The 24,186-nt window shown below is 43.5% G+C and carries 22 protein-coding genes; 12 read left to right on the forward strand and 10 right to left on the reverse strand.

From position 1 onward, the window contains the following. Positions 1 to 192: 192 nt before the first annotated feature. Positions 193 to 945, reverse strand: coding sequence for a class I SAM-dependent methyltransferase (locus ACFSJY_RS13285; RefSeq protein WP_386035101.1), 753 nt, complete (start codon positions 943 to 945; stop codon positions 193 to 195). Positions 946 to 987: 42 nt separating this feature from the next. Between ACFSJY_RS13285 and ACFSJY_RS13290 the strand changes: the two genes are divergently transcribed. From ACFSJY_RS13290 to ACFSJY_RS13300, 3 genes are all read left to right on the forward strand, one after another. Beyond that, complete coding sequence (locus ACFSJY_RS13290) at positions 988 to 1,884, forward strand: bifunctional GNAT family N-acetyltransferase/hotdog fold thioesterase (RefSeq protein ID WP_386035103.1); 897 nt, start codon at positions 988 to 990, stop codon at positions 1,882 to 1,884. Continuing rightward, complete coding sequence (locus ACFSJY_RS13295) at positions 1,884 to 2,684, forward strand: NAD(P)H-binding protein (RefSeq protein ID WP_386035105.1); 801 nt, start codon at positions 1,884 to 1,886, stop codon at positions 2,682 to 2,684. The genes ACFSJY_RS13290 and ACFSJY_RS13295 overlap by 1 nt, the downstream gene beginning before the upstream one ends. Positions 2,685 to 2,749: 65 nt before the next feature. Next, the gene (locus tag ACFSJY_RS13300) at positions 2,750 to 3,058 is read left to right on the forward strand and encodes a hypothetical protein (RefSeq protein ID WP_386035107.1); all 309 of its coding nucleotides are present in this window, start codon (positions 2,750 to 2,752) and stop codon (positions 3,056 to 3,058) included. A 77-nt stretch (positions 3,059 to 3,135) separates the two neighbouring features. Here ACFSJY_RS13300 and ACFSJY_RS13305 read toward each other — a convergent pair whose 3' ends face one another. From ACFSJY_RS13305 to hutC, 3 genes are all read right to left on the reverse strand, one after another. Then, the gene (locus tag ACFSJY_RS13305; RefSeq protein WP_386035109.1) at positions 3,136 to 3,837 is read right to left on the reverse strand and encodes a helix-turn-helix domain-containing protein; all 702 of its coding nucleotides are present in this window, start codon (positions 3,835 to 3,837) and stop codon (positions 3,136 to 3,138) included. A gap of 144 nt (positions 3,838 to 3,981) precedes the next feature. Further along, entirely contained in the window at positions 3,982 to 5,592 is a 1,611-nt protein-coding gene (locus ACFSJY_RS13310) for a GAF domain-containing hybrid sensor histidine kinase/response regulator (RefSeq protein WP_386035111.1), read from the reverse strand. Positions 5,593 to 5,770: 178 nt separating this feature from the next. Then, positions 5,771 to 6,481 carry a histidine utilization repressor gene (gene hutC / locus ACFSJY_RS13315; protein WP_386035175.1) on the reverse strand — a complete coding sequence of 237 codons (711 nt, stop codon included), beginning with the start codon at positions 6,479 to 6,481 and terminating at the stop codon, positions 5,771 to 5,773. 209 nt (positions 6,482 to 6,690) lie between these two features. On the opposite strand from hutC, the gene hutI reads away from it, so the two are divergent. Further along, complete coding sequence (gene hutI, locus ACFSJY_RS13320; protein WP_386035113.1) at positions 6,691 to 7,923, forward strand: imidazolonepropionase; 1,233 nt, start codon at positions 6,691 to 6,693, stop codon at positions 7,921 to 7,923. A gap of 93 nt (positions 7,924 to 8,016) precedes the next feature. Beyond that, on the forward strand, positions 8,017 to 10,158 hold the full coding sequence (locus tag ACFSJY_RS13325) for an EAL domain-containing protein (protein ID WP_386035115.1): 2,142 nt from the start codon (positions 8,017 to 8,019) through the stop codon (positions 10,156 to 10,158). Here ACFSJY_RS13325 and rraA read toward each other — a convergent pair. Beyond that, complete coding sequence (gene rraA, locus ACFSJY_RS13330; protein ID WP_386035117.1) at positions 10,144 to 10,629, reverse strand: ribonuclease E activity regulator RraA; 486 nt, start codon at positions 10,627 to 10,629, stop codon at positions 10,144 to 10,146. The two genes, ACFSJY_RS13325 and rraA, sit on opposite strands and share 15 nt — an antisense overlap. 182 nt (positions 10,630 to 10,811) lie before the next feature. Here rraA and ACFSJY_RS13335 point away from each other — a divergent pair, with 182 nt between their 5' ends. Both ACFSJY_RS13335 and ACFSJY_RS13340 read left to right on the forward strand, forming a co-directional pair. After that, positions 10,812 to 12,821 carry a putative bifunctional diguanylate cyclase/phosphodiesterase gene (locus tag ACFSJY_RS13335; RefSeq protein WP_386035119.1) on the forward strand — a complete coding sequence of 670 codons (2,010 nt, stop codon included), beginning with the start codon at positions 10,812 to 10,814 and terminating at the stop codon, positions 12,819 to 12,821. Positions 12,822 to 12,894: 73 nt separating this feature from the next. Further along, a complete protein-coding gene (locus ACFSJY_RS13340) occupies positions 12,895 to 14,754 on the forward strand; it encodes a methyl-accepting chemotaxis protein (protein ID WP_386035121.1) in 1,860 nt (619 codons plus the stop codon). 63 nt (positions 14,755 to 14,817) lie between these two features. On the opposite strand, the gene ACFSJY_RS13345 is transcribed toward ACFSJY_RS13340, so the two are convergent. From ACFSJY_RS13345 to ACFSJY_RS13365, 5 genes are all read right to left on the reverse strand, one after another. Then, entirely contained in the window at positions 14,818 to 15,180 is a 363-nt protein-coding gene (locus ACFSJY_RS13345; protein ID WP_386035123.1) for a hypothetical protein, read from the reverse strand. Positions 15,181 to 15,202: 22 nt separating this feature from the next. Next, entirely contained in the window at positions 15,203 to 16,531 is a 1,329-nt protein-coding gene (gene hslU, locus ACFSJY_RS13350) for an ATP-dependent protease ATPase subunit HslU (RefSeq protein WP_386035125.1), read from the reverse strand. A gap of 17 nt (positions 16,532 to 16,548) precedes the next feature. Beyond that, entirely contained in the window at positions 16,549 to 17,082 is a 534-nt protein-coding gene (gene hslV / locus ACFSJY_RS13355; protein ID WP_386035127.1) for an ATP-dependent protease subunit HslV, read from the reverse strand. Positions 17,083 to 17,179: 97 nt separating this feature from the next. Next, positions 17,180 to 17,737, reverse strand: coding sequence for an SPOR domain-containing protein (locus tag ACFSJY_RS13360; protein WP_386035129.1), 558 nt, complete (start codon positions 17,735 to 17,737; stop codon positions 17,180 to 17,182). A gap of 84 nt (positions 17,738 to 17,821) precedes the next feature. Continuing rightward, entirely contained in the window at positions 17,822 to 20,023 is a 2,202-nt protein-coding gene (locus ACFSJY_RS13365) for a primosomal protein N' (protein WP_386035131.1), read from the reverse strand. A 254-nt stretch (positions 20,024 to 20,277) separates the two neighbouring features. Here ACFSJY_RS13365 and rpmE point away from each other — a divergent pair, with 254 nt between their 5' ends. The 5 genes from rpmE to dnaB all read left to right on the forward strand — a co-directional run bounded on the left by rpmE (position 20,278) and on the right by dnaB (position 24,183). Beyond that, positions 20,278 to 20,490, forward strand: a complete 213-nt coding sequence (gene rpmE / locus ACFSJY_RS13370; RefSeq protein WP_386035133.1) for a 50S ribosomal protein L31 — start codon at positions 20,278 to 20,280, stop codon at positions 20,488 to 20,490. A 191-nt stretch (positions 20,491 to 20,681) separates the two neighbouring features. Further along, positions 20,682 to 21,224, forward strand: a complete 543-nt coding sequence (locus tag ACFSJY_RS13375; protein ID WP_386035135.1) for an RNA polymerase sigma factor — start codon at positions 20,682 to 20,684, stop codon at positions 21,222 to 21,224. 2 nt (positions 21,225 to 21,226) lie between these two features. Then, the gene (locus ACFSJY_RS13380) at positions 21,227 to 21,718 is read left to right on the forward strand and encodes a hypothetical protein (protein WP_386035137.1); all 492 of its coding nucleotides are present in this window, start codon (positions 21,227 to 21,229) and stop codon (positions 21,716 to 21,718) included. Positions 21,719 to 21,728: 10 nt separating this feature from the next. Continuing rightward, positions 21,729 to 22,661, forward strand: a complete 933-nt coding sequence (locus tag ACFSJY_RS13385; RefSeq protein WP_386035139.1) for a DUF4097 family beta strand repeat-containing protein — start codon at positions 21,729 to 21,731, stop codon at positions 22,659 to 22,661. A gap of 103 nt (positions 22,662 to 22,764) precedes the next feature. Then, entirely contained in the window at positions 22,765 to 24,183 is a 1,419-nt protein-coding gene (dnaB, locus tag ACFSJY_RS13390; protein WP_386035141.1) for a replicative DNA helicase, read from the forward strand. The last annotated feature ends 3 nt before the right edge of the window (positions 24,184 to 24,186 follow it).

A 24,186-nucleotide genomic window follows, 5' to 3' on the forward strand; every position in this document is an offset into this window, starting at 1 on the left:
TTGAAGAGCAAAAGAAATCATTCTACTGGTGGGCTAGTTGGTGGGCAAAGGGTTTATTTGTGCTGTCGATCATAATTAAATGCCAATTAAAACAATTGCTTGCTGTTTTTGTTCAGTAAGCAGATCCAGAATATTGAGTAGTCAGTGCAACTCGTTTTACGAAAGCCGCTAATTTAGCGGCTTTTTCTTTATCTATACATCGTAAACTAAGTTTTTTGTCAGTGACTGATAGCGACGCAACTGCAATATGCGCCTCTGAGGCTTACCACGTTCTTCTGCTGCGCCTTGTGTTGACCTACCAATAAGATGAATAACAACGTTTTTATACTGTGGCACGGCTGTAGTAAAGTGTTGGTGTGATGTTTTCTGGGCAATCAAGCCAAGCCAATAGTCGACTTCCTTGTGAGTCGGTGCGGGAAGGTTGATGGTAAGGTGTGATTGTTGTGGCAATCTAGCGATTAACTGCTGCAGTGAAGCATTGAACCTGTCTTCACCAAATCGTCTTGGTTGATAAACGTCGTAAATATACCAATCAGCCACTTTCTTTGCTGTTGTGCTGAGCCAATTTTCAACGCTATTGTGTGATATTTCATGTACATGTTTTGAAAGTTCGAAGTAATGAGCGCAGGCGTTGATAATCGATTGATTATACTCAATAACGCGGTAATCAATATCGGGGTATAGTGCATGAATAAAGCGCCTATGATTGCCTCCTCCTAAACCAAACTCGATAATAGATCTTGGTGTTGAATACAGAAGCGGCAACATCATTGCCCATTGGTGAGGTAAGGTTAACCGATGAGGTAAGCGGCGGTGCATAGCACTTTGAACAACATCGCCTATAGTAAGCCAGCGAAAGTGTTCGTTTTGGTAAACGCTGATTGCATCTTGATCATGAGTAAAATAGAGTAGACGCCCTTGGCTGATGTGATGGCTTAACCGCATATAAACAGCTGTTTTATTTCAATAATCAATTAAGCATAGACAATGTTTTTTGTAAAAACGCCCGAATCAAAAGAAGAATTCCGCCAGTATTATCATTTTCGCTGGCAAACATTACGTGCACCCTGGCGACAGCCAGAAGGCAGTGAACAAGATGAGCTGGAAGCGCAAGCCACCCATCGAATGATAGTCGATGATTCTGGACGTCTTGTCGCTGTTGGCAGGCTTCATAAGGTGAATCAGTTCCAAGCACAAATTCGCTACATGGCCGTTGATGAGACAATCCGTGGTCAGGGCTTGGGACGATTAATGATTGACGCGTTGGAATTACAAGCGGCAAAGGAAGGCGTTACGGAAATAATGCTGAATGCTCGCGAAGTCGCCGTCAATTTCTATCGTGCACTTGGTTATGACACTGTCGAAAAAACACATGTGCTGTACGGAGAAATTCAGCACTACAGTATGCGGAAAAATATTTCCTCGAACCCTCAACATCAACAAGCACTAAGTGATGCATTAACGGATACATGGCACAACACTATTCCACTAAGTAAAGCGATGAATATGCGGGTGAGTCATTATGATGATGAGCAGATGATTACTACTACTGATGTTGCTTTTAATAAAAATCTTCATAACACCATGTTTGCTGGCAGCATTTATACGCAAGCAACGTTGACCGGATGGGGGTGGGTCTATTTCCAGCTAGCTAAAGCGCAATTAGCTGGTGATATTGTATTAGCTGACGCACAGATCAAATATTTTTCGCCGATTGCTGGTCCTGCTTCAGGTGAAGTGATGCGTGACCATGTTGAAGGTGACTTATCGCGACTTTCAAAGGGGAAAGCGGCGCGCATGAATATTAACGTCAATATGCGCTGTGGCGATAAAGTCGCGGCTACCTTTTCAGGCAAATATGCGATTAAGCCGGGGCATAAATAATGAAAAAAGTCGCGATCATTGGTTGTGGTTGGGTTGGGCAAGCACTTGCTCAGCATATGGTCTCACAAGGTCTTCAAGTTATTGGTACAGGTAGAACCCCGCAAAGACTTGAAGAAATTAATGCAACAGGTGCAGAAGCACAGCTTTTTGAACTACCGAGCGAAACAAATGATATTCCAACATGGTTAAACGGCTGTGATGCAGTCATCATTGCGATAACGCCGCAATTTAAAAGCGGTAATACGGATTACCCCAAACGAGTGAAGCAAGCCGCTATGCTCGCTCAACAAGCACAAGTAAACCAGCTTGTGTTGTTAAGTAGTACTGGTGTTTATCAGGGCTTAGACGGTACAGTGAATGAAGAGGCTGACATAGATATTAGTCAAGTCAAAACCGCGCTGTTGGCTGAAGCCGAACAAAGTGTTTTGTCGTTGCAGGGCACCGTATTGAGGCTTGCAGGACTCATCGGTCCTAAGCGTCACCCATCTCGATTCATGCAAGGGAAAGAAAACCTGGCGGATGCCGAAACACCGACAAATTTGGTGCATCAAGCGGACGTCGTGTCAGCCATTACGTTCGTGCTCGAGGAAGGTTCGCCATCTTCGATATATAATGTCGTTAGTTCAACGCATCCGACACGCAAAACGTTTTATCAATTGGCTTGTCAAAGTCAGCAGGCGCCTGTGCCACAGTTTGGTAGCGCGCAATCACCGCAGCGACGGGTGGTATCGAATGCAAAGCTGATCAGTCTTGGCTGGCAACCTATGCACCCTGATTTACTCGCTTGGCTCTCTGAGTAATGGCGACGCGTCGATCATTACGCTAAGCAGAAATTCCCTGTTATAATTTTACGTTGGATTTATTGATGACAATTCCTTCAGCAATGGAACGTTACAAAAGCGCACTATTTTTTCTTGTTATTTTGCTACATATCGCCCTTCTAAACTTTGCGTTTATGGATGAAAGTGGGTTGAATTTTATGCCAGAGGAAAACCTTCGCTGGTCAACACAGCTTGTGCATTTAGGAATTGCTTTTGTCACTTTAGCGGTATTTTTAGTGACTGAAGCATTTTTAAAGCTAAGGAAAGAAGGAAAAATTGCGATACGAGAGCCAATTTTAATCGTGTGTTCGCTTTCAATGTTGATATCGATAGGTTTTTTATTGATGGATTAGTGGCTAATCCATCAATTATCTAGTCTGATACTGCTAACCAGACCGCATGAATGAGCGGTAGTGTCGGTGAGTAAGTACTACTTAGTTGTTATTTCATCTAGTTCGCCAACGCTTAGTTTGGTGTAAAGCGGCCTTAAAACACCTTCAGCAAAAATAGCGGCGTACAGCAATATCAAAAGATTGACAGCCCAAGCGGCATTAAACGCTACAATTGATTCAATACTAGCTTGGTTCGACAAAATTGATATGCTGCCCACCAAAAACGCAACGAAAGAGCCAGCATAGACAAATACGAGTTGTTTGCGGAATATAAAACGTAAATAGCGGGTTGAGGCTGACGGTGTCACTTGAGAAGTTAACAAATACTTCAACCCAATAACTGACTTGCCAAGTCCATGCGCACCGAATGAAATAACGGTGCACGCATACATAAACATCAGTAAAAAAACAGCACCATAAATATCGGCGAACATGCCTAAGTCGCCTCCAAGTAGCAGTAGCATGATAATAGCGGCCGCAACCACAAAAAGCGCGAGTAAATTTTGCATAATATTTCTCCATTTCCAAAAAGCTTCTATTTGACTGGAAACATGAAGTAGCTCTGTTTGTGATTTGTTGAGTGCAGCAGCGATGGACAAAAGCGTTTCGCTTGATGCATTGCCGTCTTTTTCAACCCGTTGAATAGTTCTCAAACTGAGACCGGATGCTTTTGCTAAGACCTCTTGCGACCAGCCATTTTCTTTGCGGAAAAACTTAATTTTCTCTGGCGAAATTTGCATCTTAACTACTCCTAATGTGCAACTTCAATTTCCGCCAAACAAGATGCTGTAATTGGCAAAAGTATGGAACAAAATCGACACGCCAATTAGCCGACATTGATATGACAATACTTTAAAAACAGTAGGTTACAATTTTCTATTAGTCTAATGTCGGCTGATACTGCGCAAGCAATTTTCTAATTGTTCTTTTACAATTGGCTTTGTTAAGAACTGATCAAAAGAAAACTTAGCATGTTTGCCCGATTGGTTTTGAAAAATATCCGCAGTTAACGCGATGATAGGGGTTTTGATACCCATTTCACGAATTTTAATTGAGGCTTCGATGCCATCAATACCCGGCATATGAATGTCCATAAAAATAATATCGTAGGTATTGTGCTCACAGAGTTCTAGGGATGTTTCCCCATCTTCTGCAAAGCTTATATTTTGCCCTAAACTGTCGAACATCACTTTTGCTACTTTTCTATTGATAGGGTTGTCTTCAACAACTAATACCTTGAGTTGTGGTAGATGCGTTGTCGATTTGGGTGTCTGCAAGAATTGCTCTGGTACAGCTTGATCTGTTAATGGCAGAGTCACTATAACGCGGGTACCAACGTTGAGTTCGCTGGAAAGGCTAATGGTGCCATTCATTAACTCTACCAAGCTCTTTGTGATACATAAGCCTAAACCAGTTCCTTCGCCTGAACGATTTTCACCGACTTGTTGGTACTTGTTGAATAACTTACTTTGTTCACTTTTAACAATGCCAATGCCTTCATCTTCAACTGCAATGCGCAGCTGACCGCTTTCTGCTGTGATAGCAACAATCACCTTCTTATGCTTTGGCGTAAATTTAACAGCGTTGTTAATAAGGTTAATCAATATCTGACCAACTTTTCCCTCGTCAAAAAAGAGGTAACTTGGTACATCATGATCGACAGCAAATCGCAAATAAACACCTTTGTCACGTGCATTAATCTGCATCATGCCATCTAGATTGGACAAGAACCGTTGCGCATGGAACCAAATGGGAGAGAGCTCCATTTTTCCTGATTCTATTTTGCTTAAATCAAGCACCGAGTTGACGATGTGCAGCAAACGCTGTGCGCTAAAATCGATCTCATTGATGTATTCAGGGATTGGTTCGGGCAGTTGATGATTGTTGATTTGTTCAGTCAACGCTCGGCTAAAACCGGTAATTGCGTTGAGAGGCGTTCGGATTTCATGGCTGATATTTGATAAAAACTCAGTTTTGAAATCACTGGCTTTTTTTAGCTCTCTCAGGTTCTTACGCAGTTCCATCTGTGCGACAACTTCGCGACTTAAAATCTCTAGTGCTTTGCGTTGGTGATTGTTTAACTTTTTGGGTTTATCACTGATAGCGCATAGGGTACCTATCGCGAAACCTTCTGGCGTCATGAGTTGTGCACCCGCATAAAAACGGATATTGGGCTCTTCTGTCACCAGAGGATTATCTGCGAATCGTTCATCTTCAAGTGCGTTGTTGATTTCAAATATTTCCCGCTCATGAATAGCATGTGCGCAAAAGGCTATATCACGGGGAGTTTGCTCAGCATCAATACCAACGGTAGATTTAAACCACTGGCGCTCAGGGTCTATAAGACTGATAAGTGCAATAGGGGTTTCACATATTTCGGACGCTAGTAGCGTCAGATCATCGAAGACTTTTTCTGCTTCCGTATCGAGAATATCGTATCCGTATAAGGCTTTAAGGCGTTCTTGTTCATCCGGTGTTAGCGGTGCACTTTTCATAGAAATGTTAATCTGTTAGGTCTTAATGAAAGCATAGTGCTTTAAGCGGTAGAAAGACAAGAAAAAGGGGAGTACTCAACACACTGTGAATATGAGTACTCCCAAGCTAGATAACAGGTAGAAAGTGACTAGGATGGAGTGGATTCAGACAAACCTACTTATTTTATCGCTCAATTCATCACTCTTTTTCGATGATTATGTGTCCACCTAAACGGTATTTTTGCCCCGGCGAAGTCAGTATTGCGACACTGACTACTCCCTGACTTGCCCAGGTCCTACGTTTAACACGAAGGCAAGGCTGTGAAGGCTCTATGCCTAATAGCTCACACTGTACTTTATCAGCGACAACTGCTTCTATTTCGTGTGTTGCCTCTGTGAGTGGCGCTACGGCTGACAAATATTCGTGCGGCGTCACTGTGTTAAAGTTCTGCTTTAAGTATGTAGGTACTAACTTACTGTTTACAAACCTTTGTTCAAGTTGAATGGGTTCTCCATTTTCAAAATGTAGCAATTCTGAGTAGAAAACAGGCTTGTCGCGTTCGCAATTTAATAGGATAGCTAACTCTTCATTAATTGGCCGACTTTCCAATACTAATTGAACAGACCTATATTCATGCCCTCGGCTTTCAACTTCATCGGCGATATTTTTAATTTCTAACAATGAGGATTGTGATTTAAACGTCGCGACAAATGTGCCAGCACCTTGAGAGCGTACCAGCAGCCCTTGCTCCGTTAGCTCTTGTAAAGCGCGTCTAGCAGTCATCCGGCTGACTGCAAATTGCTCAGCTAATTCGTTTTCTGAGGGGACTTTGGTATGTTGCGGCCAATTCCCTGACTCTATGTTGTCGCAAATATGCTGCTTAATGACGGTAAATTTCGGAATAGCCATGTCAACGTGCGCGATAGGTGTCGCGTTATTTTGTGATATTTTCACATAAGATCTCATGAAATGTTGTCAAAGGCAACGCTTGTATATACAAGTGTTGCCTTGCTGAGGTTATTCGCGTAAATTTCGTGTCACCAACTATAGTCAGGTACGGCACCTTATTTTGTAACTACGTGCCGACATTCCATTTCACATTGATTAAGGGGCACTCCATGACAAACACAGATAACTGGCAACTGCTGATCACCAATGTGAATCTAGCAACAATGACTAATGGCGGCCAAGACTATGGGACGATTAATGACGCCGCAATTGCTGTCGCCGAAGGAAAAATTGCGTGGTTAGGTAAAGCGTCGGAGTTGCCTAACCTTGACTCTTGCCAGTTTGAAGTCATAGATGGTGAAGGGGCATGGCTGACACCAGGCCTTGTGGACTGTCACACACACCTTATTTACGGTGGTAATCGCGCGAATGAATTCGAAATGCGCCTGCAAGGGAAGAGCTACGAAGAGATTGCTAAAGCTGGCGGTGGCATTGTTTCAACAGTTGCAGCGACAAGAGCCGCCAGTGAGCAATCGCTTGTAGATAGCGCTGCACCAAGGTTACAAACCCTATTTGAACAAGGTGTCACTACGCTAGAGATCAAATCAGGTTACGGGTTAGACACTGATAACGAGCTAAAAATGTTGCGCGCTGCCAAGACATTGTCTAGCCAGTTTCCAGTAACTGTTAAAACGACATTTTTGGGAGCCCATGCTTTACCTACTGAGTATGCCGGTCGCGCGGATGATTATATTGAGTTGGTTTGTCATGAGATGATACCTGCTGTTGCTGAACAGCAGTTAGCGGATGCTGTCGATGTGTTTTGCGAAGGTATTGGATTTGATATTAAGCAAACTGAAGCCGTATTCAGTGCAGCAAGGTCACATGAGCTGCCTGTAAAGGTCCATGCTGAGCAATTGTCTAACCTGGGAGGCACGGCATTAGCGGCTAAATACCAAGCCCTTTCGTCAGACCACGTCGAATTTTTGGATGAAGCGGGGATCTCTGCAATGGCAGATGCCAACATGACTGCAGTGCTTCTTCCAGGCGCATTTTATTTCTTGCGTGAAACCCAGCTGCCACCGATTGATCTGCTTCGAAAACACAATGTTGATATGGCGATAGCTACTGATGCAAATCCAGGCTCGTCGCCGATTAACTCTATCCAGCTGATGTTAAATATGGCTTGTACGTTATTCCGTCTAACGCCTTCAGAGGCGCTAGCTGGCGTTACATGTCATGGTGCAAAGGCACTGGGCTTAGGCGATAACAAAGGGAAGCTTGCCGTTGGCTACGATGCCGACTTTGCTTTATGGCATATTCAACAGCCTGCAGAGTTATGTTATCAGTTTGGTGTTAATCCGTTGAAATCACTCTTTATTAGTGGCCAAAAAGTCCACTAATTACCTGGGCTAAAACGGGCAATTTGGCTGTACAAATTGCTCGCTATTTATTAGTCTACCGCTATCACTAAGGTTTGGGTGTGGTAGAGGTTTATGGAGTTTCTCAACCGTCGTTGTTTTCTTAATAACAAGGTCTTATGTGGCATCTTGATGATGCTAGGATGCAGTTTCCCTGCCTACGCCGCCAATGATATTTTCTCATACCTAGAGTTTACCATCGCTTTTGTGCTGGGTCTGAGCTTACCCATCTTGCTTCTCTCAGTACTCGTACGCAAAGTTGCGCCTAACGGTTGGTGGTATTTTGGTATGCTGATGCTCAGCGTACTTGGGTTGCTTTATTCGTTAATATATCTCACCCATTTTCAGGCACCGGCTGTCCTCACTTTCTCCATAGCAACAATTACTTTCATGTATCTTTGGGCGTTTAAGACCAACATGTTAGCGATTATTGATGCGGAAAATGAATACTTTAACCACTTTAGGCTCGGTGAGCGATTTTTGCTGCTGTCAGGCGCATTATATATTGCGTTGATTTGGCTGGCTCCCGGTTTAGATGCCTACATTGGTTGGATGATTTTCGCCTCCATTGTTTTGCTGTGCGCGGCGATTCACATTGCCATTGCCGCGAAAATCGCACCTAACCAAGTCGTCCGTCTAGTAGGGCAATGGCTGTTGGTGAGTGCCTTTGTCGTGGTGACATTTTTTTATCTGCATGCACAAACGAGCCTACTTTGGTTGGTAAGTGTTTATGTCGCAAGCTTCCTGGTTGCGCTCATCAATGGTAACTGGGAGCTGACTCAACGTATTTTCCAATTGATCAGTGACAATCAGTCAGCGAAACAGCCTTTATTAACACCTGAACAACTTTTTTCGTTTACTCATGACCCTGCGACAAACTTGCCGTCTTATCAGCAAGCGCTTATGCGTATGGAGCAGTTAATGAAACAAGAGAGTCAACCTAAATACGCGGCTATTGTGTTTAAACCTAAAAATTTTGAACATGTTAATCGTGTGCTTGGGCATCAGAACTCGGATATTTTGTTGCTGCAGCTTGCGTATTGCTTAAAGCGTGAGGCAAGCAATTACCCTTATTTGGTGAGTTTTGATTTTGGTAATGTGAATGCCAAGGTAGCGCGCCTGCCGAGCCTACATTTTTTGGCGATTCTAGATCTTAATCAGATTGAGTTTGATGCAAAACATGTCATCAATGAGTTGTGCAAAAGTATGTCGGACGCGGTACCGCCAGCAATGAGTTTCAAGAGCTTTTCGTTACGATTCGAGCTAGTCGGTGGTGTGGCATACACTAACTTGCATGGACAAGTGATCACAGACGTAATATCAAGGGCTGAAGATGCTTTACTGGAAGCGGAAAAACAAGGTGAATTGTGGCGAGAGTTTGATCACAACGTCGCTTTATATACAGAGCAACAACTGCGAAAAATGGAGCAGCTCAAGCAAGATATAGAGCATGATGGTCTTACTTGGCATATTGCGCCACAAATCGATATGGCAAGCCATCAGATAAAAGGCTTTTCTTTGGTACCTAAATGGCGGTTCAATGCTGAGGAGCTTAGCCTTGCTGACTTTATTGACGTAGCAGAGCATAGCGGTGAGGTACACAACTTAACCAAGCAAATGATTGTGATGGCGTTTAAGACGTTATTTGAATTGCGTAAACATAACGTTTTCCAACCCATTGGCATCCACTTAAACAGTCAAGAGCTGCTTGAACCTGATTTGGCCGACTTTATTGAAAAGCAAATTGCGACTTACAGCATTTCTGCCAAGTATTTGATGGTACAGATGAGTGAGCGTGTCATGCAGCTCGCCTGTGAACGTGCCAAAAGCTTGATAGATCAACTCAAGTCCATGGAAGTCGGTATTTGTATTAGTGAATTTGACGGGAGTTATGAATCATTGCGCTACATTCGCCGTTTGTCAGTTGATCAGCTACAAATCAATTGTGCACGTTTGTCTGATGACGAAAATGCAACCGCAGAAAAAGCAATTGTTAATTCTTTAGTGAGCTTGTCACGTACCATGAAATTAAACTTTATTGGTACACACGTGAACACCAAGCAGGCGCAAAATATTTATTCGTTAATGGGCGGTCAAATCATTGAGGGGGATATTGTTACCCCTAGCATCAACGTGAACGCCTTAGAAGAATGGTTACAAGGTTGGTTTAAGCAACATCCTAGCGCAGAGAAACGTCAGTCATCACTCGATGTCTAAAGGCTCAGGCGACAATATTATGCCTGTATTATCAGCATAAATGTGGTCGTCGGGTAAAAAGGTGACACCTGCGAAATTCACGGCTAAATCACTTTCACCAACGTCACTGTCTGTTGCGCCTACTGGGATTGAAACTAACCCTTGGATACCAATATCGAGCTCTTCTAGCAAGTCGACATCTCGCACGCTGCCATAACACACAATACCTTCCCAGTTATTGCTGACCGCAAGCTCTGCGATATCTATGTCAATCAGCGCTCGTCGCGTTGAACCTCCACCGTCAATGACTAGCACGCGGCCCGTACCATCTTCACATAACAAGTCGCGAATAAGGCCATTGCTTTCGAAGCACTTTAAGGTGACCACTTTGCCGCCAAAAGAGTTACGACCTCCGTAATTACTGAAAATCGGCTCCAAAACGTCAATTAAATCGGCGTAAATGTTACATAGCTCAGACGTGTTGTATTCCATAGTTATCTCTCTTGAACGTGCTTCTTAAATCATAAAGCGAGGCTTCGTTTGTTATTGTAGCCTATCAAGGAGTGCCGTCTAGCGCTATTTGTTAATGGATTGTTTATTAAGCTGATTGTTGCTTGAAATCAAATAAAAAACGCTATTAAATGGTGGCAAGTAGTTCCATCGCCAAGGTGCTCATGAACGAGCAATTAATCGCAAATACTTTTCTGTACATCACGAACGCGATTGTCTTTGGCACGCTCACTTTTTTCTTGTGGCAGTTTTTTCGTGGTTATGGTCGCGAATATGTAAAGTATTGGCTATTCAGTCTTAGTTCGCTATGCCTGAGCCAACTTGCGCTAGCGGCAAAAGCTGCCACGGTACTCTCTCCGGTAACGTCTATACAGCAAGTATCGTTTCAAGCGCTGTATTTAGGCAGCTATTTCTGTTTTGTCACGTTTTTCATTGTGGGCTTGGTTAGCGCACAAAAAAGAGCAAAGTTTAAACGCAAGAAGGTCTTGTATACATCATTCGGTGCCATTGGGTTTGGTGTCGGTTTTAGCATGATTTGTGCGTTTGCAGAAGGCCACAATTTTGATCGCTTCTTTATGCGCGAGACAATACCCTCCTTTATGTATGGCTTGGTTTATCTGGGTGCAAGTTTCTTTTTATTTCGTACGCCCCCCGATCATTTTTCGTCGCGCATAATGACTGTGCTGACCGCGATGTTAGGGTTGAGATATCTATTGTTCTCACTCATTTCAACCTTTGCGATAGCCGAAGTATGGTTTGAACAAGCGATGCGTTTTGTCCAGTTTTTTGATGTTGGTACGCATGCTGTTATTGGCTTTAGTATGCTTATTTGGATGCAAGGCGCAGAAAGAAGCGCTGCTGCCATAGCGCGCAGTAAAGCGAGTTATCTTGGTAAGCATGATCCGCTGACTGGCTCGTTAAACAGGGAGCAGGTGTTGGAAAAAATGCCAGAGCATATGGCTGAAGCAACACAACGTGGCACAAGTCTCGGTATTTTCTTGCTAGATATCAAACGTTTTAAATTCGTTAATGACACTTACGGATTGAAAACGGGGGATTATGTATTAGGCGTTATTGCAAAACGTTTGAAAGACAGCTTGTTTAAACCAGTAATTGTTGGACGTTTGAGTGGTGATTCGTTTGTCTTTATCTATGAATTTACCAAGCAAGAACAAGTGCCTCGCACCGTTCAACACCTTCATCAACTGATAGCACAACCATACTCCCACGATGGGCAAGAAATCAGCTTACAGTGTTCTATTGGTTATAGTTTTTTTCCCGAACATACTGACAATGCTGAGAGCTTACTGCAATTCGCTAATTTAGCGCTTTTTCATGCAGAGTCGCGCAATGAGCCAAGTAAACAATTTAGTCATGACATGAAGGTACAAGGCCGCCATCTTCTTGAAATGGAAACGTCGATTAAAGTGGGCATGCGCAAGGATGAATTTGAGCTCTACTTCCAACCACAACTAAATCTGCTTACCAATAAATTGGAAGGTGTAGAGGCGCTCATTCGATGGAATCACCCTGAAAAAGGGCTATTAACGCCTGATAAATTTTTGCCTGATGTTGATGCTCTTGCTCTCAATAGTGAATTTGATAATTATGTCCTTGAGAAAGCCTGTAAAACCATCAAACATTGGTATGAAACATACAATCGCCGTGTAGCAATTGCGGTCAATATCACGGCAGTAGAATTTCAAGATCCTAAACTTATTTCTAAAATTCAGAAACTACTGATTAAATATGACGTTCCACCTAAGTACTTAGAACTCGAAATCACTGAAAATGTTGTGATGACCGATTTAGCATCAGCGATGAATACTATTGTTGTACTGCAAAATATGGGGATTAAAGTATCGATTGATGATTTTGGGACAGGGTATTCGTCACTGGCATATTTGCGTAAGTTACCAATCGACAAAATTAAAATTGATCGCAGTTTCGTCCAAGAAATGGCAGAAAATGACTCAGATTTCACCATTGTGAAGTCTATGATCAAACTTTCACATGGATTGGGTAAACGTGTTTTGGCGGAAGGTGTTGAAACCAAAACCCAATTGGACATCTTAAGAAATCTAGATTGTGATGCTGTACAAGGTTACTACATTAGTAAGCCCGTCAATGAAGCCGCATTAGTGAAATATTTCAGTAAAAAGTCACCCACCTAATTCTGGATATCTCATTTATTAAATCATTGTCTATACTCAAATTAATGCACTTTGGTTGTATAGGAAAAAGTAAATGCTGATCAAACAAAAACTCATAATAAACACCGTGATTTCGATTGTTAGTATGTTGTTTATGTTGGGCCTTTTGTCTTTTACCGTATCGTCGCTTGAAGAGAACATTGAAGTGGCGCGTGAAATAGGTGGTGTTGAAGCATCTATTTTGCAGTTACGGCGACATGAAAAAGATTTTATCGCCCGCAAAGACCTGAAATACCTAGATAAATTCGATAAAGAAGTAAAATCGCTTAACCAGCTTCTCAATGTACTGGAAGGGCAGCTTCTTGATGCGGGTATGGATGTGCCTGAAGTGACAGGGATGAAAAACGTGATTAAAGACTACAACGCAGCATTTGTCGCGCTTGTAGAGTCACAAAAAACCATAGGCCTTAACCCGAAAGATGGATTGTATGGCGCTTTGCGTTCAGCGGTTCATGATGTGGAAACCCTGATAGGTAAGGACGATTACCTTTTGTTGAGCGGTATGCTGCAGCTGCGCCGTAATGAAAAAGATTTTATGCTTCGCATCGATGATAAGTATGTCACGCGGCTACAAAATAATACCGCAAAGCTTATTGATGAAGTTGGGGCAAGTGAATTTGACAGTCAGAAACAGCAAGAAATTATTAACCTACTGGGCACCTATCAAACAGCGTTTCTGAATCTGGTTAACGAACAACGCAACCTTGGCTACGACGCGAATAGCGGATTGCTAGGGAAAATGCGCTCTGACATACATAAAGTCGACAAAATGCTCGCCACGTTGATGGCGAAAAGCAAACAGGAAGTGGAGAATTATACTACTCAGGTTGATGTGATTGCGTTTACGGCCTTTTTCATTATTTTGGCGGTTGCAGTAGCACTCGCTTTCTACATTATCCGTAGTATTTTAGATTCAATTAAAGCACTTCAGCAGACGATGTTGGAAATATCTAAAACCAATGATCTGACGATACCGGTTGACACTTCAGGCACCGATGAACTTGGTGATATGGCGAGGGTCTTTGATGATATGGTCGCGAGCTTCCGCAATTTAATTGTAGAGGTAAACCATTCGGTTGTTACGTTGAATGAAGCTACGCAAACGGTGGCTGAAAATATCGCAATAACGACAACCGGCGTGGAGTCGCAAATTCAAGAAACCGACATGGTGGCCACTGCGGTGACGGAAATGGTGGCGACGGTTGACGAAATTGCAAATAACACGAAAGAAGCGGCTCACAAAGCGGAAGTAACCAATGATAATGCCGGTAAAGGCAAAATTGGTGTTGATGAGACTATCAGCCAAATAGACCATTTGTCTCAAAAACTGATTGATTCTGAAAACGTTGTTCAAGAATTGGCAAAAGACAGCGAAACCATCGGCTCAGTGCTTGACGTGATTCGAGGCATTGCTGAGCAAACCAATTTGCTGGCGCTAAATGCTGCTATAGAAGCTGCGCGTGCTGGTGAGCAAGGTCGGGGTTTTGCGGTGGTTGCTGACGAAGTGAGAACATTGGCGAGCCGCACACAAGATTCGACGCAAGAAATCGAAAGTATTATCTCGGCACTGCAAACGCGCACCCAGCAAATTGTTGAACATATGGCGACATGTCGTCATCAGGGGGACGAAAGTTCTGAGCGTGCAGGCTCAGCCGGAGAAATGCTTGAAGAGATTACGCATGATGTTTCAACCATTATGGAGATGAATACTGCCATTGCTACGGCTATTCAGGAACAAAGCGCTGTTGCATCAGAGGTTAACAAGCATGTGGTATCGATACGCGATGTAGCGGAGCAGTCAGGGCAGATGGCACATCAAAATGCACAAATGAGCGAAGAATTATCACAACAGGCTGATGTACTTCGTTCTGAAGTTAACCGCTTTGTGGTGTGATAATGATTACAGGCTGAGACGTAAATTGCCGCGCAGAAAAGAGGCGCTAAGTATCGCAACTGGTTACAGCTGCTTGATGTCTATATTTGCTTCTCGGCTCAATTTTTGTTCAGCCAAAGCATCAAGGTAGGTTTGCCAGATAGTATCGTGGTGCTGATGTAATTGAGCTAACTCGTGTTGGTTGTAGATAACCTCAAAGCCATCATCAAAACAAAAGCGGTAGCCGTGTTTTGCTACCGCTTCAATACGCACTAACTCGACTAACTTTTTATTGCTGACTAGCTTGGTGTTGCTGTCTAAGCCAGCAACGCGCAAATATTCAAAACTAAAATGCCATGTGTTCTCAATACTGGCGTCATCAGATGTCAGTGTCACATCGAGTGCAAGGGCATGTTTGTGTATTGTAAATTGCGTGATGCTCAGCATAAACGTTAGCCTTGGTCTCGCTTTATAAAATAAAGCGACTTAGGTCCTCGTTTTGTACCACTTCTTCCAACGTGTTTTGCACGTAAGCAGTATCAATCACGATTGTTTCGCCACTGCGATCATTTGCGTTGAATGACACTTCTTCCATGAGGCGTTCCATCATCGTATGTAGACGGCGCGCACCAATGTTTTCAGTGGTTTCGTTAACTTGCCATGCGGCATTAGCGATAGCTTTTATGCCATCTTCTGTAAACTCGATATGCACGCCTTCTGTTTTCATTAGCGCAATATATTGTTCAGTTAACGAAGCATTTGGTTCGGTTAAAATACGTACAAAGTCTTCCGTAGTTAAAGCTTTTAACTCTACGCGAATTGGTAGACGGCCCTGCAATTCAGGTATCAAGTCTGAAGGCTTCGCCATTTGGAACGCGCCTGAAGCGATAAACAAAATATGGTCTGTTTTTACCATACCGTGTTTGGTACTTACGGTTGAACCTTCAACAAGTGGCAGTAAATCACGTTGTACACCTTCACGAGAAACGTCAGGCCCTGAGCTGTCGCCACGTTTACAAATCTTATCGATTTCATCGACAAATACGATACCGTTTTGTTCAACAGCCTCTAACGCTTTCGCTTTGATGTCGTCTTGGTTAACAATTTTCGCCGCTTCTTCTTCTTGAAGAGACTTAAATGCGTCTTTGATTTTAAGTTTGCGTTTCTTGGTTTTGTCACCCGACATGTTTTGGAACATGCTTTGCAGTTGTGAAGTCATGTCTTCCATGCCAGGAGGCGCCATGATTTCAACGCCCATTTGAGGTGCAGCGATATCGATTTCAATTTCTTTATCGTCTAGCTTACCTTCGCGTAATTTCTTACGGAATACTTGGCGAGTACTCGCGTTGTCAGTGGTTTCTTCATTGCCAAACGTATCGCGTGGATTTGGAATTAACACGTCTAGAATGCGCTCTTCAGCTGCTTCTTGTGCCAAATGTTCAACGCGTGCCATTTCTTGCTCTTTGGTCATCTTTACAGCCATGTCAGCAAGATCACGAATTATTGTTTCAACCTCCTTGCCTACATAGCCCACTTCAGTGAACTTTGTTGCCTCTACTTTGATGAAAGGGGCGTTGGCAAGTTTTGCTAAACGACGTGCGATTTCGGTTTTACCCACACCTGTTGGACCGATCATCAAAATATTCTTCGGTGTCACTTCAGTGCGCAGCTCTTCGTTAAGCTGCATACGGCGCCAGCGATTACGCAAAGCAATAGCTACTGCGCGCTTGGCGTCGGCTTGACCTACAATGTGGCTGTCTAACTCGTGAACAATTTCACGTGGCGTCATATTCGACATAGATAATTCCTTACTGCTTATTCTGCGTTTTCTGACAGTTCGTCAATGACATGTGTTTGGTTGGTGAAGACACAAATATCACCAGCAATCGTTAATGACTTCTCAACGATTTCACGTGCAGATAATTCGGTATTTTGTAAAAGGGCAAGTGCCGCGGCTTGTGCATAATTGCCGCCACTGCCAATAGCTATGAGATCGTGTTCTGGCTGAACAACATCACCATTACCGGTAATAATCAGTGATGCGGTTTCGTCAGCAACGACTAACATCGCTTCAAGTTTGCGTAACGCTCGGTCACTGCGCCAGTCTTTGGCAAGTTCAACGGCAGATTTTGTTAAGTGACCTTGATGCATTTCTAATTTGCTTTCAAAACGCTCGAAAAGGGTGAACGCATCCGCCGTGCCACCAGCAAAGCCTGCTAACACTTTGTCGTTGTATAAGCGACGAACTTTACGCGCATTGCCTTTCATTACGGTATTGCCAAGCGATACTTGACCATCACCACCGATGGCAACGTTGCCATTACGTCTTACTGAAACAATTGTAGTCACAAGAAACCTCAAACCATTGGCTGTCAGAGCTGACAGCATTTTCTAACTGTAGTTTAAGATGGGTGTAGCTACCTTATTTTCAAGGGCAGGAGCGCAATTAATTCCAAAGCCAGATTTGGCAAGTGGTGATACCGTTACGCTTTAATTTGTGTTTATCTTTTTCGGCCATACGCTTTTTCGGGTATGGGCCAAGAGCAACTTTGAACCATGTTCCATTTTTGCCTTGGCTTTCTGATACTTTTGAGACCAAACCTGAAAACGCAATTTGTGCTTTCATTGATTCCGCTTGATTACGTGTTCTAAATGAGCCACATTGCATTTTGTACGGGCCCTTTTCTTCAACCTCGTAATGGCCACCTTCAATGTCGTTACCGTTTTTCAACTTTTCAACATAATCCCATTTTTCTTCTGGTGGCTTAGGTAAAGCGTTTTCAGTTTTTGGCGCTGTCTTTGTTGGTGCGCTAGTGGGTGCTTGAACAGGCTCTACGTCTTTCAAAAACCATAAAAAATAACCGGCGCCGGCCAGTAGCAATATCGTTAGCAACGCGATCAATTTAACCTTCAACGGCATACCTGTAGCTTCGGCTTGCTGGTTTTTCTTGTATGGGTTTTTCTTTTTGCTTTGAGAGCGAGAAACGTAATCCTGAGGCGCCATATAGGTGGAAATACTGGTAATACTATTGTCGGCTATTGTAGCGAAACAAAGTAAAAATAAAAGGATAATTACAGCGAGATTACACTACCAGCTAAAGTCTTGAGGATCGACATCGACAGACCAACGAACTTTCTTCGTTAATTCATGCTGTTGGAGAAACAGGATCAGTCCGCCCAATTGTTTATGCAAGTCACGTCGATTTGTGCTTTGTACAATGAGGTGATATCGGTATTTGCCTGCCTTTTTTTCCATAGCCGCAGGAATCGGTCCGGCCATTTCACAGCCTTCTAATTGAAGCTCGGCGGCGGCAGACAAGAACTTTATTGGGTATGATGGATAATTCGCTTCCGCTCTTATAAGTACTTGATGGGTGAACGGCGGTAAATGCGCTTGTTTGCGTTCACTTAACGTATAATCCGCGAAGTGACGGTAGCCGTTGTTCACTAAATCTTGTAGTAACGGATGTTGAGGATACTGGGTCTGAATAAGTACTTGCCCGGGTTTACTCGCCCGGCCAGCGCGTCCTGAGACTTGCACTAACTGCTGAGCCATCTGCTCTGCCGCGCGGAAATCAAAACTAAACAAGGCACCATCAACATTAAGAATCACCACTAACGTCACGTCAGGGAAGTGATGTCCTTTAGCGAGCATCTGTGTGCCTACTAAAATATCGTGTTCTTTATTGTGAATGGCTTGGAGTAGTTTATTGAGCTCGCCTTTTCGTCGTGTAGAGTCTCTATCTATACGCACAACGCTCTTATCGCTAAACCATTCTGCAAGGTGTTGCTCAAGTTGCTCTGTTCCCTGTCCAACCGGCGCTAGCCGAATACTGCCGCATTGTTCACATTGTTTGACTAGGCGTTTTTGATTACCACAATGGTGACACACTAACAATTGGTCGTTCTGATGCAAGGTAAACGGCTTGTTGCAGCGATTACAATCTGCCACCCAATGGCATTCTTGGCAATTTATCGCAGGTGCAAAGCCTCGGCGATTAAGGAATATCAGCACTTGCTCATTTTTAGCTAAAGTATCCGCGATAGCTTTTTTTACTGTGCCGGACACGCCATTAAACATTTGTTGCTGACTGACATCTATCAGCGAGAGTTTCGCTTTAACGCTATTGCCTGCACGTTTAGTTAATTGGTGATAATGATATTTGCCCGTCAGTGCGTTCTGCAGTGTTTCTAAACTTGGCGTTGCACTGCCGAGCACAATCGGGATGTTAAGTTGGCGAGCACGCAAAATAGCGCAATCTCTGCCATGATAGCGGAAAGAGTCCTGTTGCTTTAATGAGGCATCATGTTCTTCATCAACGATGATGAGGCCAATATTGTCTGCTGGTGTAAAAATAGCAGAACGTGTACCAATGATTATTCCGGCATGTCCCAAATAACCTGCACGCCACGTATCCAAACGCTCTTTATCATTGAGGCCTGAATGATGCAGATAAATTGGAACATCAAACCGTTGTTCGAAGCGGCTTAATGTTTGCGGGGTTAAACCAATCTCTGGGACGATGACTAACACACTTTGGTCACTAGCCAGCACGCTTTCCATGGCTTGCAAGTACACTTCTGTTTTTCCGCTACCGGTAACACCATCAATTAAATGGCAGTGAAACTCCCCTGCACCTTGGTTTATTGCTGACACAACAACCGCTTGTTCAGCTGACAGGGCTAAACGATTATCTCTAATAAGCGCCGCCTCATGCCATTTATAGACGTCGGGCACTGCTTCTGTCGCCGTCACTAAGGCTTTATCTTCGAGCGACGAAAGCTGCTGTTTAGTAAACCCTAGCGTTCTAAGCTCTGGCCAACTAATGCCATTGCTATGGGCTATCAGCTCGTAAAGTTCATGTTGTTTCTTTGCACGAGCAGACAGTGAGGATACATTGCCATTGTCGGTTGAATACCAGCGGGATTGAAAAGAGAGGTCTGGCTGGTCTATTTGTCGCAGTAGGACTGGCAGAGATTGCTGACAAATATCACCGAGCGGATGGTGGTAATAATGACTTAAGGTCGTCAAAAAGTTCAGCATTGAAGGTTTTGTTGGGTAATTGTCTTTTACGCGACTAATGATCTCTTTTAGCTTCGATGTGTCCAGTGATGTACTGGTATCGATGTCAGTAACAATACCCACTAATTGTCGTCCAGCAAAGGGCACGATGACTCGTTCACCAACTTCAATGACAGGGTGTTGCAGTGCTTCAGGTACCCGATACGTAAAAAGCTGGCGCATTGGTACAGGAAGAGCGATATCAATGAAAAAGTCGGAGTTTGCCACGTAAATTGCGCTAGATAAGCTGTGCTAAAATAAAGAGACATTTTGACGCGTTGCAACTCAACTGCCAAGCCTAAGATTGCAGTAATGTCCGACTGTGGAAAAAATCGGTTATTTTTTTAGCAAATTTACCCTTAGTCTATTGCAGTAAAGGGTAGGATCACATACAATTCGCGACCGTTAATTTTAACTCGTATGGTGCTTAGCAGTTAATACGGACTGACTAGGTGGCGATACGGCCTATATTGAGGTTTCCCATGAAAGAAGGTATTCACCCTAATTACGTTGACATCACGGCGACTTGTTCGTGTGGTAACGTAATCAAAACACGTTCAACAGTAGCTAAAGACTTACACTTAGATGTATGTTCTGAGTGTCACCCGTTCTACACTGGTAAGCAAAAAGCTGCTGAGACCGGTGGTCGCGTTGACAAATTCAACAAGCGCTTTGGTGTGCTTGGCAAGAAGTAAGCAATACTTCTTGGAAAAAGCGCCTTTTAGGGCGCTTTTTTTATGTCTATCAAAAATACCGCAAAAAAATTTTCTTTTCTTTTAAACCCTTTTTGCCACTATCACATCTAATCTAATAAACGCTAAGATAGCGTGGAAAAACAACAACGTTTAACGGATATAACGAGAGTATACCTTTGGAAAGCCATCACGTGATACAGGCCAGCCAACGATTCGTGACTGATGAAGAGCAGGCATTGATAGATAGCGCAAAAGCGGGTGATCAACACGCGTTTTATCAGCTATATGAGCGCTATCACAAAAAAGTGTATGCGTTGTGCTGGCGTATGTTAGCAAACAAAGACAGTGCAGAAGACGTGTGTCAGGAAGTGTTTGTCCAAGTATGGCAAAAACTAGAAAACTTTCACGGCAACAGTAAGTTTTCTACCTGGTTACACAGCGTCGCTACAAATATTGTACTGGGGCATATCCGAAAAAATAAAACGTGGCTGCAAAAGGTCTTTAGTATCGAAGAGCAGCCAGTCGAAGAAGCGGGCCAAGAAATGCAGGAGATATCCGAACTGGATAAACATATTCTGCAACTGCCTGAAAGAGCGAGGTTGGTGTTTGTGTTATTTGCAGTTGAAGGTTATCGACATGAAGAAATTGCCACTATGTTGAATATGGCAGTTGGCTCAAGTAAGGCACAGTATCACCGGGCAAGAACATTATTACGAGATAAGTTGGAGGCCTAAAGATGAGTATTTCTGATAAACAGCTTCAACAGCATATTGACCAACTTGATAAAGAAATTTCCCCAGAGCGAGAGCTTTGGACAGGAATAGAGAAAGCGATAGCGCAGCCAAGTATTGAGCCTAAACAAGGTAAGCAGCCATGGGTCCCTGTTGCATGGGCAGCATCAATAGTTGCGGCAGTACTACTGACTTGGATAAATGTTCCGGGTGAATCACAGCCAAGCTTAGCACCAAGTCTCGTTGCGTCGTTAGATGCGAATTTTCAGCACGAAAAACAATTGATGTTGGCAAGCTTTGGTACGCCAGATTTAGCTAAATTGCCAAAACCCATGCAGGAAGAATTAGAGAAGCTTGCCAGTGCTAGAGCGTCGATAGAAGCAGCGCTGGAAGAAGATGAAAACAACACAGATTTACTGAATTTACTACAGTGGACTCAACAACAAGAGTTGGAGCTACTAAAACGTTTGTTCACACCGCAATGGCAAACGATCTAGGGGTTTAAAGATGAGAATAGCGACGATTTTATCTATCACCAGTTTACTTTTGCCGACCAGTGTTTTTGCAGGGCAGCGAATAGACGAATCAATCTCAGCTGAGGGAATTGCCTTGGTTAATATTGAAAACATTCGAGGTGAAATCACCATCATCGGTGCTGACACAGACACGATTACCGCGAAAGGTGAAATTGAAAAGAATGCTAAGCGTTTTGTTTTTGAGAAATCAGGCAACTTGTTACGAATTAAAGCTGATGTTCGAAACAGTAACAATGGCAGAGGAAGCGAGTACACAGTTAGGTTGCCTAATGACGTAAGAGTAAACTTTGACGGCGTATCTAGCGACGTTAAAGTAGAAAACATAACCGGTAGCACAGAAGTCTCAACGGTTAGTGGTGATATAGAAGCCGAAAATTTAACGGATAATGTTGAACTAAGTACCGTCTCGGGCGAGATCGACAGTAAGAATTTATCGGGCAAAGTACGTTTATATACGGTGAGCGGAAGCATTGATGATGAAGGTTCGTCAGGCCGCATTCATATGAAAGCAGTCAGTGGTGATGTTCGTACAGAGTCTAGCGCTACTGAGGTGACATTGGGTGTTGTATCAGGTGATATTCGCTTCAGATTGGGTGAAGTTGAGGAGCTGCATATTACCACTGTTAGTGGCGATGCAGATGGCTCCTTATCACTCACCGATAATGCATCAGTAAAAATGTCAGGTGTTAGTGGTGATGTAAGCTTGAATTTTACTTCTGAAGTGAACGCAAGTTTTAATTTGAGTGCGACGGCAGGCGGCGATCTAAAAAACAGGATTACGTCAGACAAAGCACGTCGTGCTAAATATGGGCCGAGCTCAAAGCTTCAGTTCACGGCAGGTAACGGTAGTGCCTCGGTGAAGGGCAGCACAGTGAGCGGTGAAATTAGTGTCTCAAATCGTTAAACACATTCCTCTGCTATGCTATTTTTGATAGCATAGCCCATTATCGCAAATCTAATGAAAGTAGCGCTAGTCGCTACTTTTTCGTGTAAGCAAGGTAGTAAGCATGGCCGAGGTCAAGGCAAAAAATTTCTCGAATAAGCAGAAAGAAAAACGAGATCAACAACTTGATGATTTAAAAGTACCTCCACATTCGCTTGAAGCAGAGCAATCGGTACTCGGTGGCTTATTGCTAGACAATGAAACGTTCGATCGTGTGAGTGAACGTGTTGTTGCACAAGACTTTTACAGCCGTGCCCACCGCCTTATCTACGAAACGATCAGTGCATTGATTGAGCTAGGTGAACCCGTTGATTTGATCACGCTATCGGAAGGCTTAGAAAATGAGCAAAAGTTAGATGACGTGGGTGGTTTTGTTTATCTCGCTGAGATGATGAAGAATACACCTAGTGCGGCAAATATCACGGCTTATGCTGACATTGTACGTGAACGTGCGGTGACGCGTGAAATGATCAGTGTAGCCAATGAAATTGCAGAAGCGGGCTACGATACGCAAGGGCGTACTAGTGCCGACTTACTCGATTTTGCCGAAACAAAAGTTTTCCAAATTGCAGAAGCGCGCGCCAATAAATCAGAAGGCCCAGAAAATATTCATACGGTATTGGAAAAGACCGTAGATCGTATCGAGAAGCTTTATCAACAACCTCATGACGGCGTAACCGGAGTGTCAACCGGGTTCTCAGATCTTGATAAAATGACGGCAGGCCTACAGCCATCAGACCTTATTATTGTTGCCGCACGTCCTTCAATGGGTAAAACGACGTTCGCGATGAACTTATGTGAGGCGGCAGCGATGGAACAAGACAAACCTTGTCTTATTTTCTCGCTAGAGATGCCTTCAGAACAGATTATGATGAGGATGTTAGCGTCGTTGGGCCGCATTGACCAAACCAAAATTCGTACCGGTCAATTGGATGATGAGGATTGGGCACGCTTATCATCAACGATGGGACTGTTGATTGAAAAAGGAAAAATGTACATTGACGATGCTGCAGGTTTGACACCGACAGAAGTGCGCTCCCGTGCACGACGTATCGCTCGTGACCATGGCGGGTTAAGTATGATCATGGTGGATTACTTACAGCTAATGCGTGCGCCTCAATTTTCTGACAACCGTACCTTAGAAATTGCCGAAATTTCTCGCTCATTAAAAGCGTTAGCAAAAGAGCTGCAAATTCCTGTTATTGCGCTTTCACAGCTAAACCGTAGCTTGGAGCAACGTGCTGATAAACGACCTGTTAACTCGGATCTTCGTGAATCAGGCTCTATCGAGCAGGATGCCGATTTGATCATGTTTATTTATCGTGATGAGGTTTATCACGATGATTCTGAATTTAAAGGCATGGCGGAAATCATTATAGGTAAGCAGCGTAATGGTCCGATCGGACGTGTACCGTTAACCTTTAATGGTCAATGGTCTCGTTTTGATAACTACGCGGGCCCACACGTACTAGAAGAAGATTAAGTT

It is taken from the genome of Thalassotalea euphylliae (genome assembly GCF_042682785.1).
In the GTDB taxonomy this organism is placed as follows: domain Bacteria; phylum Pseudomonadota; class Gammaproteobacteria; order Enterobacterales; family Alteromonadaceae; genus Thalassotalea_F; species Thalassotalea_F euphylliae.